This is a genomic window from Pseudoalteromonas obscura (assembly GCF_030135505.1).
Lineage (GTDB): Bacteria > Pseudomonadota > Gammaproteobacteria > Enterobacterales > Alteromonadaceae > Pseudoalteromonas > Pseudoalteromonas obscura.
In genome coordinates this window covers 47079-65318 of record NZ_JASJUT010000009.1, presented here as the reverse complement: position 1 = coordinate 65318, position 18240 = coordinate 47079, and the positions used below count along the sequence as shown (strand labels likewise).

Here is an 18240-nt window from a genome sequence, read left to right as displayed (position 1 = left end):
GCTTGTAAAAAAACAAAGTAGCTTTTAACGAAAAGAATTTAGAGGAATAAAAACATGGCAGCAAAAGAAGTTCGTTTTGCAGGTGACGCTCGCACTAAAATGCTTCAGGGCGTAAATGTATTGGCTGACGCAGTAAAAGTAACACTGGGTCCTAAAGGTCGTAACGTTGTACTAGACAAGTCATTCGGCGCACCAACTATCACTAAAGATGGTGTATCTGTAGCGAAAGAGATCGAACTTGAAGACAAGTTTGAGAACATGGGCGCACAGATGGTTAAAGAAGTTGCGTCAAAAGCAAATGATGCAGCAGGTGACGGTACAACTACAGCGACAGTACTAGCACAAGCAATCGTAAACGAAGGTCTTAAGTCTGTTGCTGCAGGCATGAATCCTATGGACCTTAAGCGTGGTATCGATAAAGCAGTTGTTGCTGCGGTTGAAGAACTAAAAGCGCTTTCTGCTCCATGTGCTGATACAAAAGCAATTGCACAGGTAGGTACTATCTCTGCAAACTCAGATAAAGAAATTGGTGACATCATTGCTGAGGCAATGGAAAAAGTAGGTCGTGAGTCAGGTGTTATCACGGTTGAAGAAGGCCAATCTCTAGAAAATGAACTAGATGTTGTTGAAGGTATGCAGTTTGACCGCGGTTACCTATCACCTTATTTCATCAACAACGCTGAAAAAGGCCAAGTTGAACTAGATAACCCACACATTCTACTAGTAGATAAGAAAGTATCTAACATCCGTGAACTACTTCCTACACTAGAAGGTGTTGCTAAGACAAGTAAGCCACTACTTATCATCGCTGAAGACCTTGAAGGTGAAGCACTGGCGACGCTAGTTGTGAACAACATGCGTGGTATCGTGAAAGTAGCAGCCGTTAAAGCACCTGGTTTTGGCGACCGTCGTAAGGCAATGTTACAAGATATCGCTATCCTAACTGGTGGTACTGTGATTTCTGAAGAAATCGGTCTAGAGCTTGAAAAAGCAACACTAGAAGACCTTGGTACTGCTAAGCGCGTTGTTATCACTAAAGACGACACGACAATCATTGATGGTGTTGGTGAGCAAGCAGCTATTGACGGCCGCGTATCACAGATCAAAGCACAAATCGAAGAAGCAACTTCAGATTACGACAAAGAAAAACTACAAGAGCGCATGGCAAAACTTGCTGGCGGTGTTGCAGTAATTAAGGTTGGCGCAGCAACTGAAGTTGAAATGAAAGAGAAGAAAGACCGCGTTGAAGATGCACTACACGCAACTCGCGCTGCGGTTGAAGAAGGTGTTGTACCTGGTGGTGGTGTTGCACTAGTGCGTGTTGCTAGCAAGATCGCAGGTCTTGAAGGTGAAAACGAAGACCAAAACCACGGTGTTAAAGTTGCACTACGTGCGATGGAAGCGCCTCTGCGTCAAATCGTTTCAAACGCTGGTGACGAAGCATCTGTTGTTGTTAACTCAGTAAAAGCTGGCGAAGGTAACTATGGTTACAACGCGGCAAACGGTCAGTACGACGACATGATTGAAATGGGTATCCTTGATCCGACTAAAGTAACGCGTTCTGCACTTCAGTTCGCAGCATCAGTAGCGGGTCTTATGATCACAACTGAAGCTATGGTTGCTGAAATTCCTAAAGATGAGCCAGCTGCTGCACCTGATATGGGTGGCATGGGCGGTATGGGCGGTATGGGCGGCATGATGTAATCATCCTTTAGCCTAAGCTAATACTGAAAAACCCAAGCAATAGCTTGGGTTTTTTATGTTACTGATTTAGCACAGCTCGTTAGTAAAATGACGCTGTCTCAAGATAGTCCACTGGAATTTGCTCTCAGAGAGTATCATGGGATCGTTTATAGTGATAAATACCTAATCACTTGTCTGTAATGTCACGAATTTGTTGAAGTGACTCAAGCTGGCATAAATCCAAGCTTTATACACTGTTCAGTGGCCAAATTCCTACCGTACTTGATGCCAATTCTGGCTCATGGTACCTATTGAATTTGTTTTGGCATTCCCCATCTAGGATACAGCTCAACACGCATGAAAAATGTATCAATCACTTCGTCATCAGGCTGTGGTTTATATCGCGAGTAATAAACGCCGCGACTTATTCCTGCTTCATTACAAGCAATTCCCACGCTGACTTCAAACCGTGCTCGTAAGTGCTTGAACTAAGTTCTGCGCCTTCTGATATTGATAGAAGCTTTATTTATGAGTTGTTTCAGTCTATGTAGGGGATGCACTTTCATCTAAATCAGGCCGAATAAAAAACATATGTGAGATAGGCATAAACTTTGCTTAGTCTGTACAGCCACTAATAGAAGGATTTATACAATGAAGGTTCAAAATCAATCGCTTGTATATAGTCAGCAACAAGTTCAAGCTCAGCAAAATGTGTCTGGTGAAAAATTAGGCAAAACATTGCCACCATCTCAGGCGGCAAGTGGTCATACGGAAAATGATAAATTTGACTTTACTAATATGACGATGAAAGAGCTTTCTCAAGCATCAAAGGCTTTGTATGACGAAGGTGTGCTGACTTTGGGGCAACATGCCTCACTTTCACTGCATTATACTGCGACGGCGACAGGGCTAAATCAGGGGGATGGAGAAGTTTCCTTGAGTGCATTATCTAAAGCTGAAAATGAGAAAGTAGATGTCATTGCAATGCAAAAAGAACGGCTAAGAGAGGCCACTGCGAACGGTGCACCAGCCTCTCAAGTTGCGTTCTCCAAAGAGCTTCTCCATACACTAGAAGCTTATCATTTTGGAGGTGCGGGGAGATTCCACGCAAGTGCCTGACTATCGGATATACAGGCGATCATCTTCTTGGTTGTTTGGAAAGTTTATCGAGCGAGCACTGGCCGTTGCTGTTCCCGAAGTGAATGTGCCAACAGAGTACTTCCAAACAACTAAATAGCCAACAACACTGCTGCCTGAAGTGACCGGATGTGTATCAATTACTGATAGTGAAGAACCATTCAGTTTTGCTATACGAGACGACGGGTTCGCGTAGCCGATCTCGCGCGTTAAAATATATACTTCCCTTCCACCATGGTCTTGTGTGGTGGAAAACGAATTTGGAGCAATACCTTCCCATTGTGGGTAGTTCGAAGAAATAACCCCTCTGATCTCAAAAGAGCTCAAAGGTGCAGCCGGAGCCATAATGTGAACAGAACCGGATTCGTTTATCATTGTCTGATAGCTTGTGTGTGTGTCTTTAATTTCTTGGATAAGGGAGTTTTTATATTGTTCAAATTCCCAGGTATTAGAGGCATTGTTGAGTAGTTCGCTACTTTGCGCAGCCATTGATGCACCAAACATTGAAGTAAATAGTACAACGTTCTTTAAATGTTTCATTTTTCATGTCCTTTTGTTTATTTGTTGAACAAAACACTATCTATAATATGGATATGAGTCAATGGGTTAAAAAGTGAGCATGTTGATTTTGAGAGCGGGTTATTTTATTTTTATAAATATGATATGTTGCGAAAACTAATTTGATTCACACGTTTATTTTTTGTATTTCTCAACAACAAACTCTGAAATACCTAAGCATGAAGTATATATAAGATATCGACATTGCCTTTCGAATGCCTCATTTAGATAGTATAAGTTGTCGTCTGGGTAAGCAGAGCGACTGATGTTTTTTCTTGCTGTAGAGCTGATGAGAGCAAGGGAAAGTTGCTAAGTTTTTAATAGTACGAAATTAGGGTTATTCACAAAAACCTCTCGCCATCACAGGTGTTATCCTCAGAAATAAAATGTTCATTTTTTTCGAGATGAGTTTTGTTTTTCGGGTTAAGAGTACGTTTACTATTGAGCTCCTGTGTTAGGGCGTATTTTTGAAATGTTGTTGACCTTGAGCTCTACTAAATCGCCGTTCACAAGGTCTTGCTCTGATCAGAATAAATGCGTTTTTTACGTACTCAGTAACAACTCTAAAGATTAGGCCTACTGATCAAGTACCAGCTCTGCTAGTTCTTTTTTGGCATTAATGCGCAGTGATATGAGTGCATGTGATTGGCGTACATCGGTAAGGTAATCGAGGTTTTTTGGCAGTTTTCCGATCACTTTAAATTGTTTGTTACCAAGTTCATAGTGCCATAACTCATATTGTTCATTGATACCATATAGGCGTTCTCCATCAAGTATAAATCGCTTGTCACTGCCTTGGTTTATTAGCGTCTCTATCAGGGTATCTTCAATGGCGCCTGATTGCCAAAATCTATCCAATTTGTCAGTGTAGATGATTTTCCCTGTGGCATTTTTTTGCGCCCAGTTTACAGGTGTATCTCTCAGCTCTGTATAAGATAGGTTTGCTAAATCAAGTTGGGCAAATTTGAGTAAGCCGCCAACCCGGATATTGGCCAGTGCAGTTTGAGCGCCACTGTCCCAGTGGAAAAGTTGATCAATCGGGAAGGGGAATGCAAAGTGCTGGCTGTTTCCGTTGAGGTTAATTTGATAGATTTCCTTCGCTGAATTGGCTAACAGGCTTTGTCCATCTTGTGCCCAATAAAACCCATCAATATAGCTATCCATAGCAAAATGTGAGAGCTGCTGAGTTGTTTTCCCATCACTTATCCAAACTTGGTCGATACCAGAGCGCTGTGAACTAAAGGCCAGTTTACTGCCGCTAGGCTGAAATATCGCGCTGTCTTCTGCAGAAATAGAACGCTCGATAATATTGTAAACCTTACGATGATTGTCGTGCATTGGGTCTTGAGCTGCGCTTTCAAGTTCATCCAGTGGCACCGAAGCAATGTCACTGTCGTAGAAGCCTTTGGTTACGAGGATACGGTTGCCACTGGGGTGAAAGTTTGGTGACCCCATAGGCTCATCGAGAGGAAGACTCACATTATCAATTTGACCATCGTAAGAAAGAGTAAATAACTGCCTACCAGTGCTGAACAAAAGCTGCTCATCAAAAGGGGCAAAGTTAGGATAAATAAAACGGTATTTTGCAATTTCACTTGGATAGTTAATAGCGACTTTTGAGTGGACCCCTCCGTCTGGTGACAGGATTTGCAGATGGTACTCTCCCTGCGTATTGACGCTGGTGAGGGCGATAAGATCTTCTGAGGGTGAATAAGCAAATTGAATGACGTTGTCATCAAGGGAGCCGTAAATTTTTTGGCTTTGTTGGGTATCCAAGGCATAACTGATCAGTTGCCATCTATTTTGATGTTGTTGCAGCAATGCAAGTTGATTGCCCTTCATCCACTTAGGTGAGCGTATCCGAGAGTTTTTGCACTCCATGAGGGTTTTAGGTTGTTGTGGCGAGACAAGCGACTTTTCAAAGTCGAGACTCATTAGTTTGTAACACTGCTTTTGTGTAACTGGTTGTCTGCAATCTTGCTCTTGTACAAAGTAGAGTGTGCGGCCATCTTCTGAAAAAGTATGCCTACCGTGTGAGCTTAGACTTTGTGTTAATTGATACTCCGCCTGAGTACCTGTATGTTTTGCCCATATATTGTTAATACACATGCGTTCTTCATAGCGATGAAAAACTACGTACTCGCCATTTGGTGAGTATATCCCGGCATTTTCCCTATCATCGGTTGCTGTCAAAGCCGTCAGCTTGGCGACCGATAAAGAAGTGGGCTGCGGCTTAAGAAAGGCAATAGAGGCGCCAATTGTAGTAAATAGCAGCGCACCAAATAATAAGATTTTTTTGCTGTTTATAGGTTTGGCATTCAGACTGTCTTTTGCATGTACCATTGGCTCATTTGATTGAATTGCTGTGTTTAAAGGCTCCGTTACTGTTGACGCATCGGTTTTTTCACCCCACTCAACTTTAGCCTCTAAGCTGTAGCCTTGTTTTGCATGAGTTTTAATTACAACTTGTACTTTACCATCGTCGCCGAGTGCCTTTCTCAGTTGGGCAATACTACGTTGCAAAGTATTTGGGGATACAATGGTATTTTGCCAAACGCTGTCGAGCAGCATGTCTTGGCTGAGCACTTCTCCTTGATGTTTTGCTAAGACCGTAAGCACGGCTAGAGCTTTTGGTGCCAGAGTTTGGGTATGATCTTGGTGTGAAATTTGGTTTCTGGACAAATCGATATAAAAGTCGCCTACCCAATACTGTTGTTGCATAGCCCTTCCTACTGATAGTCAGCAATTGTTGTAATTATCTTAACTCGTATAAAGCAAGGTTAACATACGCATTTGATAGTTAAATATCAAATCATAACCGATTGAAAATTTTGCTATTTTATTTTTCATTGCAAAGTCAAAGAGACGTCAGCAAGACATCAAGCATCTCGTTCCAAGTGCGTTAATCTCATCGTCGAGTTAGTCAAAGACACGCAGTGGGCAAGCTAAAAAGCGGCTGTTTTAGTCGAGCTTACTTAGTATAAATAACGAGGAATAATGATGAAAAAATATATGCTGACAGTGATATACATGATGATACCGCTGATGAACATACAGGCAGCGGAGTTTGAATCGTATACCATGCCGAGAACGCAAGTTGTGCCAATCACTAATTCAGTCAACGGCGGCCAGTATGAGTTATTGGTCAAGCTACCTGAGGAGTATGGACAAGATCCAAAACGTCGCTACCCAGTTATTTATTTCACCGACGCGGTATGGCAACTTGATCTGTTGTCAGCGGCAACCACATTTTTAATGGATGAAGTTATCTTAGTTGGCATATCTTGGCAAAAAGACATGCCTAAGATCAATGGTGAGGCCGCTGCGCCACATGCCAGTCGATTTCGAGATTATACGGTCACGCCTTCATCGGATCAGGCTAGGCAGGCAAAATATCATTTTGGCCAAGCTACAGAACATTTAACTTTTATTCGCAAAGACGTTTTTAAGCGGGTTGACGCACTCTATAACACCAAGCCAAATCAACGTGCCTATTTTGGTTATTCACTTGGCGGTCAGTTTGGTATGTATGCATTGATTGCACAGCCAGATACTTTTAATCACTACATATTGGGTAGCCCAGCTCTTGGCGGCAGCGTGGATTACTTAAGCGAACTACTGAGTAAACAGAAGCAGCTACATGCAAATGTGTTTATTTCATATGGCGACCAAGAGCCGCGACTGAAAAAGCATGTTGATAAACTGATATCCAAGTTGAATGACCATAAACAGGGCCAACTGTCTTTGACACATGAAGTAATGGATGGTGATCACTCTCAAGCTGTACCCATGACAGTTGCCCGTGGCGTGACATGGTTATCAAATCTATAAGAAACAGTTTTCAGCACTGATAAATGTGAGTGTATAGGAGTGGCTTATGATATCTCCCATTAATTTAATATCGAAAAGGTTATTGATTGTATTAAGTTGTTTGTTGGGCCAGAGCGCTGCAAATGCCTCTGCGGTGGTGGGTACATCAATTGCACCAAAGGCTGCAGAGGCGGAGAAACAACTGCCATTATCAGAATTACCTAGCTTGGAAATGCCTTACATTAGCTTTTTACCAGAAAAGTTAAGTGACGGTATTCAAGTCGGCAACTTTGGCAGCACTCATGGCGATAAAAAAAAGTTGAAAAGATTGGCTGAGGAAATAAGCGCCCAAAAACTAGGTAAGTACGATAGCTTTTTGGTGGTGAGGGGCGACGAACTTATTTTTGAGTCTTATTATTTAAAGGGACGAGTTGATCAACCTCACCGCCAAGCATCCGTTACTAAAGCAATACTGAGTTTGGCTATTGGCCGAGCTATCGCACTAGGCCATCTCAAAATGGCAGATCTACATAAACCTATTGTGTCATTTTTTAATGATTTGGACTCTAGCCAACTTACTTCAGGGGTTAATAGCATCACATTGCATCAAGCTTTAACGATGCAATCAGGGTTGCGCATAAGGGATGAGCTATCGCCTGTGCCTAGTGCGCAATTGGCTCACAATCAATTGCAAATATTGTTGTCATCTACATCGCCAGTTGACCCCACTAACCGTACTTTTAACTATCAAAGTGAAGATCCAGCGTTGGTAATGCTGGTACTCAACGCGGTGGTGCCCAATGGCGCTAACGCTTTTATCGAAAAGGAGTTGTTTCATCGATTAGGGATCTTCAACTACCGGTGGCGTGAAGGTGACGATGGTTTACCGATAGGTGCATATGGGTCCGAGCTAACCTCAAGGGATATGGTTAAATTGGGGTTGCTAGCGAAGTCAGAGGGAGAGTGGCAAGGGGTGCAATTGATCCCAAAAGCGTATTTGTCTAAGTCATCAAACAAAATTGTGGCACTTAAAGAGAGCGATATATTTTTTACAGGAAAACACGTAAAGAACCCTAGCTATGGTTATTTTTGGTGGCAGGCAGATATGTTAGTTGCCAATATGCGCTATTTTACTCGGTCCGCTCAAGGAGGTGGTGGACAGTATATTGTTGTGATAGATGATTTAGATTTGATAATAGTTACAACAGGTCATGAGCGAAACGAACAAACAATGAAGATCATTGCTACACGGGTGTTGCCTATTTTTATAGCAAGTTAGTGATAGGACTCAATGATCTTTCTTTTTTTAAATGAACTATTTATTTTTAAATTGCCGCTTCCTAAGTGTCTAGATTTGACAGGTTATATTTTATTCAGAAAAAGTTGTGATTTTAATAAGGTATGATCGTTTGTATTTTGTTTTTAAAATAGGTACTTTGAGGTTGCTAATTATAAAAACAGGAATAAAAAATGAATATCAAATTAAAAACAACAAAGTTGAAATCGTTAACTAAAAACCATAACTCGCTTGGGAAAAATATAACACCTCATGTTGCTGGCGGTAGTAGTCGTCCAGGTGGCGGTGGCACGTATGTTCCTACCGCAGAGATCTCATGTGTAGAGTTTGAGTGCCATACATCGCCGGGCCCAGGTAGACCATGTGATATTACAGGCACTGTGGTAGATTACTAATCTAGTTCAGGTATGAGCTCTTAGTTGAGCTCATTTCTAAATCTCCTTGTTGTACCTCAATTTTCACTCCTCACCGGTTTTTATTTAACTTTGAACGCAGTTTAAAATGAAGTTGGTCTTCCACTTAAGTACCACATGATCACAGGTTGAGATTTTGTCAGGTATAAATCGCGTTTATTACCTCCCTGTAAGTCGTATTATTCTTTGAAGCTTAAATAAAAAATAGTGTACTGTTGCAGTAGTCATTACATGTCAGTAATAAAAGCTAAGTATTCTTAATCAATACCGCGTGAAAGGAGAGAGTGAGTTTTAGAATTTGGCTTAGAGTGTCTTTTATTCTATTTTTATGTCGGCGGTAATCAAAGAAATATTTCATTATTAATATTTGGTTCTCTTTTGGTGCTGTGATTAATTTTGGGGTGGATTAAGTTGTTGTTTTTTAGGGTTTGAAGTTTTTGTTGAGGTGCTGTATTACGATATTTATTTTTAATAAAAATATTTATTAATTATCTTTTTTTGATTGTTTTTTGTGGTTTTATTTTCTTTTTTTGATATTTTTAAAGTGTTTAAGTACAACGAAAAAAGGAATAAAAATGAATATTAAGCTCAAGAAAACAAAACTAAAATCACTAACAAAAAACAGCGATTCAATTTCACAGGATATGACACCACAGATCGCCGGCGGCATACAATATAGTCATCACTGCGACTCTTTTGGCTGCAATACGGCAAAACGACCTGCAGGAAGATGTGTAATCACTGGTACAGATCCTGAAACAGGTAGCCAGTTCTGCTAATACCATTAAAGTATTACATTTGTAGGGAGTGTACTTAAAGTACGCTCCCACTTTTCTACTTATAATTGTTATTTTTACCTTATCTATCTGTATTTAAATATAAAGTTATTTTCTTACTCCATTCTGTAGCGCTTTCATCAGCACCTTCTTTGCTGCAATTTAAAATAAAGTAATTACTCAAACGTAGTGGTATTTATCACAAAACAAAACTTGCAAGGTGGTTATTTTTTTACTAATCGTTAAAGAAGTCATGCAGTTTGGGCAATAAAAGGCCTATTGACAGTCATCCAATAATAAAAACCCTTCAAGACTAAAAATATAAGGGCTCGGAGACGTCACATGAATCTTGCTAAATTACAGCTGTTCAATTTTTTAAGCCTTATTCTGGTTAGCTTCAGTTCTGTAGCCAGTGATTACAATATGCGTCAGGGTGTGACTGATGTGAGTAATGAGGTGTATGAACTGCACATGACAATTTTTTTAATTTGTTGTGTGATTGGAGTGATTGTTTTTTCGGTGATGTTTTGGGCTCTAATACATCACCGTAAATCCAAAGGAGCGCAACCAGCTCAGTTTCACGAAAGCACCAAAGTAGAAATAATTTGGACGGCAATTCCGTTTGTCATACTGGTCGTGATGGCCATTCCAGCGACCAAAACGCTGATAGCCATGGAAGATACCAGTAAATCTGATCTAACAATCAAAGTAACGGGCTCTCAATGGAAGTGGCACTATGAATATATGGGGCATGACGTTGATTTTTTCTCAGTCCTCTCTACCCCCAAAGATCAAATTGCAAACCTACAAGCAAAAGATGAGCATTATTTACTGGAAGTTGATAAGCCCTTGGTGATCCCTACAGATCGCAAAGTAAGGTTTTTATTGACCTCTGATGATGTTATCCACTCATGGTGGGTGCCTGATTTTGCGGTGAAAAAAGATGCCAATCCAGGGTTTATAAATGAAGCTTGGACCCGTGTAAACGAGCAAGGTATTTATCGCGGTCAGTGTGCTGAGCTGTGCGGAAAAGATCATGGTTTTATGCCAGTTGTCGTGGAAGCTCGATCCCCGGAAGACTTCGATGTTTGGTTAGCGGATGCCAAGCAAGCAAAAGCTGATGCAATGCAAGCCGAAGCTGCGTCAGTAGGGGCAACCTTGTCTAAAGATGAGCTCATGGCCACCGGTGAAAAGGTTTATATGGCATATTGCGCTGCATGCCATCAACCAACGGGGCTTGGCTTACCCGGCGTGTTCCCTGCCATGAAAGGCAGTGCAGTGGTTAATGGGGAACTCAAAGCTCATATCGACATTTTAGTAAATGGTCGACCTGGTACTGCGATGCAAGCGTTTGGAAAGCAACTTACATTAACTGAGATTGCTGGAGTTATTACCTTTAAACGAAATAGTTGGGGTAATGATACCCAGGAGGTAGTTCAGCCTGGACAAATTCAGGCCTTCATTGATGGTACAAAGGAGAAAGAGTAATGTCGACTACCGCACAAGAACAAGCTGTACCGCATGAACACAATCACGGTGCTCCCTCTGGGCTGAAGCGTTGGATTTTTACAACTAATCATAAAGATATCGGATCTTTGTATTTGCTGTTTTCACTGTTGATGTTTTTAACTGGCGGAGCGATGGCTATGGTTATTCGCGCAGAGTTATTTCAACCAGGAATGCAGCTTGTTGACCCCCACTTTTTTAATCAAATGACCACGGTTCATGGTTTGATAATGGTGTTTGGTGCGGTTATGCCTGCATTTACCGGATTGGCAAACTGGATGATCCCTATGATGATAGGCGCACCAGATATGGCATTGCCCAGAATGAACAACTGGAGTTTTTGGATCCTGCCATTTGCCTTTGCTATTTTACTGGCTTCACTTTTTATGGAAGGCGGCGGCCCGGCATTTGGGTGGACGTTTTATGCTCCACTATCGACAACCTACAGTAATGACAACACTGCTTTATTCGTTTTTGCAGTCCACATTATGGGGATTAGTTCCATTATGGGGGCTATCAATGTCATAGTCACTATTGTTAACTTGCGTGCGCCAGGCATGACGTGGATGAAACTCCCGCTATTCGTATGGACCTGGTTGATAACGGCATTCCTACTTATTGCGGTGATGCCCGTGTTAGCAGGTGCTGTGACTATGGTATTGACCGACAAGTATTTTGGTACCAGCTTTTTTGATGCCGCTGGAGGTGGTGATCCGGTGATGTTTCAACATATTTTTTGGTTTTTTGGTCATCCAGAAGTGTACATCATGATCCTGCCTGCATTTGGTATCATTTCTACCATAGTGCCAACATTTTCTCGTAAAAAGCTCTTCGGCTATGCCTCTATGGTTTACGCGACTTCATCAATCGCATTGCTCTCATTTGTGGTGTGGGCACACCATATGTTTACCACAGGTATGCCCTTGGCAGGCGAGTTATTTTTTATGTATGCAACCATGCTGATCTCTGTGCCTACTGGCGTGAAGGTTTTTAACTGGGTAGCGACTATGTGGCGAGGGGCGATAAGTTTTGAGATCCCCATGATGTTTGCAATTGCTTTTATTGTGTTATTTACGCTGGGTGGCTTTTCAGGCCTGATGTTAGCCATAACGCCTGCTGACTTTCAGTATCACGATACATATTTTGTGGTGGCTCACTTCCACTATGTATTGGTCACAGGCGCGGTGTTCTCGATAATGGCTGCTGCCTATTATTGGTTGCCAAAATGGACTGGCAATATGTATAGCGAGACACTCGCTCAGTGGCACTTTTGGTTATCTCTAGTAAGTGTCAATGTGCTGTTTTTCCCTATGCATTTTGTCGGTTTAGCTGGAATGCCGAGAAGAATTCCCGATTATGCACTGCAGTTTGCTGATTTCAACGCCATCATCAGTATTGGTGGCTTTGCATTTGGACTATCTCAATTGTTGTTTGTGGCCGTCGTATTTAAGTGTATTGCTGGCGGTAAAGCTGTTGCCAACAAAGTGTGGGATGGTGCTGAGGGGCTCGAGTGGCAAGTTGCTTCGCCTGCGCCCTATCATACGTTTTCAACACCGCCGAAGGTAGATTAAATGCACACCGCTCTGTTACGAAAACTGATACTCGCGGTACTTGGGATGTTTGCGTTTGCATTTGCATTAGTGCCGTTATATGACGTTTTTTGTGACATAACTGGATTGAACGGCAAAGTAGATTTGGTTGTCGCTCAACAAAGTGAGACGGTAGATGATTCTCGGCAGGTCGAAGTCAGCTTTACAACTCACTCAAAAAGTAGTGCGCCATTTAGTGTCAAAGCTCAACAATATTCTGTGAGTGTACAGCCCGGCAAGCTGTCTGAAGTGCAATTTGTGGCACACAACCTTAGTGATAAAGCAAGGGTGATGCAGGCAATACCGTCGGTTTCGCCAGGTCAGGCTGCTAAGTACCTTCATAAGTTGGCATGTTTTTGTTTTGATCAGCAGCCACTGGCGGCGAATCAGTCAATGGAATTCACATTGCGATTTTACGTAGATACTGAATTACCAGCGGACGTACAAGAGCTTACCCTTTCTTACACGCTATATGATGTAACAGACACAACAGCGAGCAACTTAAATCAAGTGCCCGGTTTGAAGGTGGAACAGTATATTTCGACTAAGCATAGTATTATGCGAGGACCTCAAAATGGATAAAAGTTACCAAACTTATTATGTGCCAGAGCAAAGCCCATGGCCAATTATAGGTGCCGTTGCCATGTTTTTAATTGCCGTGGGTGCGGGGCTTACAGTGATGCAATTAGAGAAAGAGAGTAGTTCAGGCGCTTGGGTTTTATTTTCCGGAATTGTGGCTTTGATTGCCATGATAGTCGGTTGGTTTAGGCATGTTATTGATGAGTCTATGAGTGGTTTATATTCAGCGCAAATGGATAGATCGTTCCGCCAAGGTATGGGGTGGTTTATTTTTTCCGAAGTCATGTTTTTCGCTGCATTTTTTGGTGCTTTGTTTTATGTCAGAATGTTCGCTGTACCTTGGTTGGGAGGGAGTAGTAATAACCTGATGACCAACGAAGTATTATGGCCCCAATTTGAAGCTGTATGGCCGTTACTAGTAACGCCAAGTGGTGATGTAACACAAGCTATGCCGTGGCACGGGTTGCCGCTGACTAATACCATTATTCTTCTTACCTCATCTGTTACCTTGCATTTCGCACATACAGCAATCGAACGCGATGAACGTCAAAAGCTTAAAGCCTTTCTCGGACTAACCATATTACTCGGGTTAGTCTTTTTAGGCTTTCAAGTTGAAGAGTATGTGCATGCGTATATGGAGCTGGGATTAAAATTAGACTCAGGAATTTACGGAAATACTTTCTTTATGTTAACCGGGTTTCACGGCATGCATGTAACGCTTGGGGCACTCATGCTACTTGTTGTCTGGCTCAGGGTTATGAAAGGACATCTAGATTCTAATCAACATTTTGCGTTTCAGGCTGCTGCTTGGTATTGGCACTTTGTTGATGTTGTGTGGTTGTGTCTATTCGTATTTGTGTATGTGTTGTAGTTATAGGCTGAGGGTTAAAATTGATAAAGCCGATTTGACTCGAAAGTGTGATGCATAAAATTACGATGAGAGAATATAGCACACGTTTCCCAAGCAATTGGGACATGTTTTTAGATTTATCAGCGCCTTGAAGCATAACGATTAAGGCATGAAAAAGATGAAAAAGAACAACTAAAAGTAATGCTGTAATAATCCATTTTATGAGCATGAAGGAGTCTGCCATCAGTGTATTTAATAAAAAGACTAGTACAGTTCTGGTGATTTTGGCAGTGATTGTGGTGATGTTAGTATGCTTCAGGTTGTCATATTGGCAATGGCAAAGAGCCACAAACAAGCAAGCACTCTTAGCACAACTAACAGAGCGGTCTCAAAGCCAGAAGACCCTATTCAGTCAAGATCCCGATTCACTGCAAGGTGTTAAAGCGGTCTTGACGGGAAAGCTAGACCAAAAACACTGGTGGCTACTGGATAATCAAATTGTGAGCGGTCAAGTTGGTTATGACCTAATTGCAATATTTGATGCAGACGATAGTGCCGAACGTTTTGTCATTAACCTAGGGTTTGTACCAGCTGGAAAAAACCGTTCTCACCTGCCGGAAATTGCGCTTCCTAGCGGCAAACTACAGGTCAATGCACAGTTTAAAATCGGTAATTGGTCGGGCTTTACGCTGGCCGAATATCCCAACCAAAGTGCGCACCACAGCAATGTATTACAGTACTTGGAGCACACATTTTTTAGTCGAGAACTAGAGGTTAATATTTCACCACTGCTACTGATCGCGGATCAGGCCGTTATTGAAGGTATCACTCCTCATTACGAGGCGGTTGTGATGAGTCCAGAAAAACACCGAGCTTATGCTCTGCAATGGTTATTGATCGGATTATCTGCGGGAGTCATAGCGCTTTTTGCGTCCAAAAGAGAATCGGGGAAGCTAAAATATGAATAAAACACTGTGGTTATTTATTGGATGTTTTCTGTTGCCTGTAATTATGGCTTTTACAGTACTTAAACTCGATTTTAGGCCCTCTTCAACAACCAATAACGGCAATTTTCTTGAGCATGAAATTTGGTTGCCTATTCAGCAAGACGACAAGCTATGGACCATTGTATTAAATCTGCCAAGTGGTTGTGCATCAGCCTGTGAAGTCCAAAAAAGCAATGCGCAAAATCTGCACGTTGCGCTTGGAAAGAATCGCAGCAAAGTGTCTATTGTCATGGTGGGTACGGACGAACTTGCCATTGAACAAAGTGTGCAAGAGAAGCTAACTCCGGCGTCATTTTATCTTGTAAATAAGCAGGGTCTGGTTGTACTGGAATATCTTTACAAGCCCGATCCAGAAGCGAACAGGTTAGTCCTAAAAGGGCTATTAAAGGATATGAAAAAACTCTTAAATTACGCTCGTTCACAGTAAGGAGGCGGTATGTCTAATGTACTTCAACGTACTATTACATTTGCTTGTATGCTGGCGATTTGTGTGGTTGTGCTAGGCGCATACACTCGTTTGAGTAATGCTGGGTTAGGGTGTCCTGACTGGCCAGGGTGTTATGGCTTTTTAACTGTACCTAACGAGGTGCACGAAATTACAGCTGCCCAACAAAAATATCCTAGCAGTACAATTGAACCGCGCAAAGCTTGGATTGAGATGATACACAGATACTTTGCGGGTTGCCTTGCATTGGTTGTGCTACTGTTGTTCTTTGTAATTGTCCGCTCTAAGCAAAAACATGCACCTAAAATATTGGCGGGTGCATTATTAATGATGATCGCCATTCAAGCGCTGCTTGGTATGTGGACTGTGACAATGAACTTACAACCTTTCGTGGTTATGGGGCATTTGCTCGGTGGCTTTACTGTGTTGTCGCTGTTGACGTTATTATATTTAAGGTGGTCACCGCCAGTGGTTGAGTATGAAAATCACGCAGCACTGTGTTTTAAAGCTGGCATAATATGTACGTGTATCTTGGTGTTGCAAATAGCACTGGGCGGATGGTTGGCGGCAAATTATGCAGCTCCTCATTGCACCGGCCTACCGTTATGTTCAAATAGTGAATTGTTTTCTTGGCAAAGCCTATTGAGACTGCCAGAAAAATCAAGTACCTACGAATATGGAGTTTTGCCTTTTGACACGCGGTTGTCGATACATTTAATGCATCGAATTTGGGCAAGCGTTACTTTATTGTCAATTGTTGCGATGGCAGTACTGGTTCACATTAAAATATCTCAGCCGATAATTCGCAAAGGAGCTAATCAAGTGCTGGCTTTGGTTTTGCTTCAAGTTTTCATTGGTGGCGTGATTGTTTATTTTAAGTTTCCTATCCTTTTAACTCTGTTTCATAACTTTATGGCTGCTTTGTTACTTTTAGCTTTGCTTCGAACGTGCTTTTTGCTTTCTAGAGCCCGGCAGGTGTGGATATGAATATAGGGTTGAGTAAATATACATATGTTTTTGACAGCCTGTCGCGTGCCGGGATGGCTTACCTGAACATTTGTAAGCCAAAAGTGGTGTTAATGCTTGTACTGACTGCATGGGTTGGAATTGTATTGGCTCCAGACTCACAGCGAAGTAGTTGGTTTCAGCTAGGGAGCTTAATTGGTATCGGCTTGGTATCTGCCGCAGCGGCTGCCATAAATCATATTTTGGATCGTGCACGAGATAAAAAGATGGCACGAACTCGGCACCGACCTCTAGTACAAAATCAATTAAGTGTGCAGCAAGCCTATATTTTTGCGTTTACGATTGGCATATTTGGTGTATGCATGTTGCTTTTGTTTAGCAATTGGCTGTGCGCCTTATTAACGGTGATGGCGTTATTTGGGTATGCGGTAGTGTATACCGTGTTCCTCAAGCATTCGACACCACAAAATATCGTGATTGGTGGTTTAGCGGGAGCGATGCCGCCACTGTTGGGATGGGTGAGTGAAACTCAAGTATTAAGTGCCGAACCTTGGTTGTTAGTGATGATTATCTTTACTTGGACACCTCCACACTTTTGGGCTTTGGCGATAGCACGAAAAAACGACTACAAACGTGCAAACGTGCCTATGCTGCCTGTGACTCACGGCACTCAATTTTCCAAACTCTGTATGTGTGTATATGCGGTACTACTTGCATTAGTATGTATTTTACCTTATTTAATCGGTATGTCTGGTGTATTTTACTTGGCTGTAGCGTGTATTTTAAATATACGATTTTTACAAAAAGTGATGATTTTATATTTTGAATCAAACTCAGAGTCAGCAATGCAAGTTTTTCATTTTTCCATCAGTTATTTGTTGCTACTCTTTGGTTCATTATTTATTGATAAGTTAGTAACCTAATGCGCTTAATATTACTGTTTCTTATATCCATTGTATTATTGTCATGTAAACAGCCTGAGAATGTTTCAGATTTTACTGTGCGATACCCTGAACCCAAGCAGTTAAAGCCATTTGAATTAGTTGATCAGAATAATAATATAGTGACAAATGAGGCATTACTTGGACGATGGAACTTCCTGTTTCTTGGTTATACAAGTTGTCCAGATGTCTGTCCAATGACACTCGCAAAGTTGGCACAAATAAACAGTAAGATCAGCAGTATAGAGAAGGCGCAAATCTGGTTTGTTTCAGTTGATCCGCAACGAGATACCCAGCAAAAAAGAAAGGATTATATAGGGTATTTTGATGAGCGGTTTTTAGCAGTAACCAATAAACATAAGCAACTTTTTCCTTTTGTGAGAGACATAGGTTTAATTTATGCTATTAATGACGGAACAGATGAAGATTACTATGTTGACCATAGTGCTTCAATAGCACTCATTAATCCTTTCGGAGAATTAAGCGCTATCTTTAAACCTGAGTTCTTAAAAGGCGAGGTTCCAACCGTAAATACACAACATATCATTGAAGATTTTAAAATTATCTCACAATCCTACTAATAACCCTGCAAAGTGCTGTACCGACGTCTAAGTTAATAATATTTTTATTTCTTTTGCTCAGAATTTTGGCAATTTCATCATCAACGTCTAATCTAATCTTAT

Annotated in this window: 18 protein-coding genes; 15 read left to right on the top strand and 3 right to left on the bottom strand. The window is 41.6% G+C overall.

The genetic code is table 11. From position 1 onward, the window contains the following. Positions 1 to 54 precede the first annotated feature (54 nt). Positions 55 to 1704, top strand: a complete 1650-nt coding sequence (groL, locus tag QNM18_RS18615) for a chaperonin GroEL (RefSeq protein WP_211013020.1) — start codon at positions 55 to 57, stop codon at positions 1702 to 1704. A gap of 630 nt (positions 1705 to 2334) precedes the next feature. Further along, positions 2335 to 2802 carry a hypothetical protein gene (locus QNM18_RS18610; RefSeq protein WP_284138103.1) on the top strand — a complete coding sequence of 156 codons (468 nt, stop codon included), beginning with the start codon at positions 2335 to 2337 and terminating at the stop codon, positions 2800 to 2802. Here the strand turns inward: QNM18_RS18610 and QNM18_RS18605 are convergent, their stop codons facing one another. Further along, on the bottom strand, positions 2803 to 3360 hold the full coding sequence (locus QNM18_RS18605; RefSeq protein ID WP_284138102.1) for a DUF4879 domain-containing protein: 558 nt from the start codon (positions 3358 to 3360) through the stop codon (positions 2803 to 2805). Positions 3361 to 3954: 594 nt separating this feature from the next. After that, positions 3955 to 6099 (bottom strand): winged helix-turn-helix domain-containing protein, encoded by a 2145-nt coding sequence (locus tag QNM18_RS18600; RefSeq protein ID WP_284138101.1) that lies wholly within the window; start codon positions 6097 to 6099, stop codon positions 3955 to 3957. A 279-nt stretch (positions 6100 to 6378) separates the two neighbouring features. Here QNM18_RS18600 and QNM18_RS18595 point away from each other — a divergent pair, with 279 nt between their 5' ends. The 8 genes from QNM18_RS18595 (at position 6379) to QNM18_RS18560 (ending at position 14219) form a co-directional block, all read left to right on the top strand. Continuing rightward, entirely contained in the window at positions 6379 to 7209 is an 831-nt protein-coding gene (locus tag QNM18_RS18595) for an alpha/beta hydrolase (RefSeq protein WP_284138100.1), read from the top strand. Positions 7210 to 7255: 46 nt separating this feature from the next. Beyond that, on the top strand, positions 7256 to 8467 hold the full coding sequence (locus tag QNM18_RS18590) for a serine hydrolase domain-containing protein (RefSeq protein ID WP_284138099.1): 1212 nt from the start codon (positions 7256 to 7258) through the stop codon (positions 8465 to 8467). A 191-nt stretch (positions 8468 to 8658) separates the two neighbouring features. Next, a complete protein-coding gene (locus QNM18_RS18585; RefSeq protein WP_284138098.1) occupies positions 8659 to 8880 on the top strand; it encodes a hypothetical protein in 222 nt (73 codons plus the stop codon). Positions 8881 to 9473: 593 nt separating this feature from the next. Then, positions 9474 to 9677 (top strand): hypothetical protein, encoded by a 204-nt coding sequence (locus QNM18_RS18580; RefSeq protein ID WP_211013027.1) that lies wholly within the window; start codon positions 9474 to 9476, stop codon positions 9675 to 9677. 339 nt (positions 9678 to 10016) lie between these two features. Then, positions 10017 to 11162 carry a cytochrome c oxidase subunit II gene (gene coxB / locus QNM18_RS18575; protein WP_211013028.1) on the top strand — a complete coding sequence of 382 codons (1146 nt, stop codon included), beginning with the start codon at positions 10017 to 10019 and terminating at the stop codon, positions 11160 to 11162. Further along, positions 11162 to 12751 (top strand): cytochrome c oxidase subunit I, encoded by a 1590-nt coding sequence (ctaD, locus tag QNM18_RS18570; RefSeq protein ID WP_023400691.1) that lies wholly within the window; start codon positions 11162 to 11164, stop codon positions 12749 to 12751. Before coxB ends, ctaD begins: the two co-directional genes overlap by 1 nt. Further along, on the top strand, positions 12752 to 13351 hold the full coding sequence (locus tag QNM18_RS18565; protein WP_211013029.1) for a cytochrome c oxidase assembly protein: 600 nt from the start codon (positions 12752 to 12754) through the stop codon (positions 13349 to 13351). Further along, positions 13344 to 14219: a cytochrome c oxidase subunit 3 gene (locus QNM18_RS18560; RefSeq protein WP_211013030.1), complete on the top strand. Its 876-nt coding sequence runs from the start codon at positions 13344 to 13346 to the stop codon at positions 14217 to 14219. The genes QNM18_RS18565 and QNM18_RS18560 overlap by 8 nt, the downstream gene beginning before the upstream one ends. Here the strand turns inward: QNM18_RS18560 and QNM18_RS18555 are convergent. Next, the gene (locus QNM18_RS18555; protein ID WP_284138097.1) at positions 14125 to 14427 is read right to left on the bottom strand and encodes a DUF2909 family protein; all 303 of its coding nucleotides are present in this window, start codon (positions 14425 to 14427) and stop codon (positions 14125 to 14127) included. The two genes, QNM18_RS18560 and QNM18_RS18555, sit on opposite strands and share 95 nt — an antisense overlap. On the opposite strand from QNM18_RS18555, the gene QNM18_RS18550 reads away from it, so the two are divergent. From QNM18_RS18550 to QNM18_RS18530, 5 genes are read left to right on the top strand one after another with little or no spacing between them, the layout of a single operon-like run. Continuing rightward, positions 14420 to 15166 (top strand): SURF1 family protein, encoded by a 747-nt coding sequence (locus QNM18_RS18550; protein ID WP_284138096.1) that lies wholly within the window; start codon positions 14420 to 14422, stop codon positions 15164 to 15166. The genes QNM18_RS18555 and QNM18_RS18550 overlap by 8 nt on opposite strands. Next, the gene (locus QNM18_RS18545; protein WP_284138095.1) at positions 15159 to 15632 is read left to right on the top strand and encodes a transmembrane cytochrome oxidase associated protein; all 474 of its coding nucleotides are present in this window, start codon (positions 15159 to 15161) and stop codon (positions 15630 to 15632) included. Before QNM18_RS18550 ends, QNM18_RS18545 begins: the two co-directional genes overlap by 8 nt. 9 nt (positions 15633 to 15641) lie before the next feature. After that, the gene (locus QNM18_RS18540) at positions 15642 to 16637 is read left to right on the top strand and encodes a COX15/CtaA family protein (protein ID WP_211013034.1); all 996 of its coding nucleotides are present in this window, start codon (positions 15642 to 15644) and stop codon (positions 16635 to 16637) included. Then, on the top strand, positions 16634 to 17539 hold the full coding sequence (cyoE, locus tag QNM18_RS18535; RefSeq protein ID WP_211013035.1) for a heme o synthase: 906 nt from the start codon (positions 16634 to 16636) through the stop codon (positions 17537 to 17539). The genes QNM18_RS18540 and cyoE overlap by 4 nt, the downstream gene beginning before the upstream one ends. Next, the gene (locus tag QNM18_RS18530; RefSeq protein WP_284138094.1) at positions 17539 to 18138 is read left to right on the top strand and encodes an SCO family protein; all 600 of its coding nucleotides are present in this window, start codon (positions 17539 to 17541) and stop codon (positions 18136 to 18138) included. Before cyoE ends, QNM18_RS18530 begins: the two co-directional genes overlap by 1 nt. Positions 18139 to 18240: the final 102 nt, after the last annotated feature.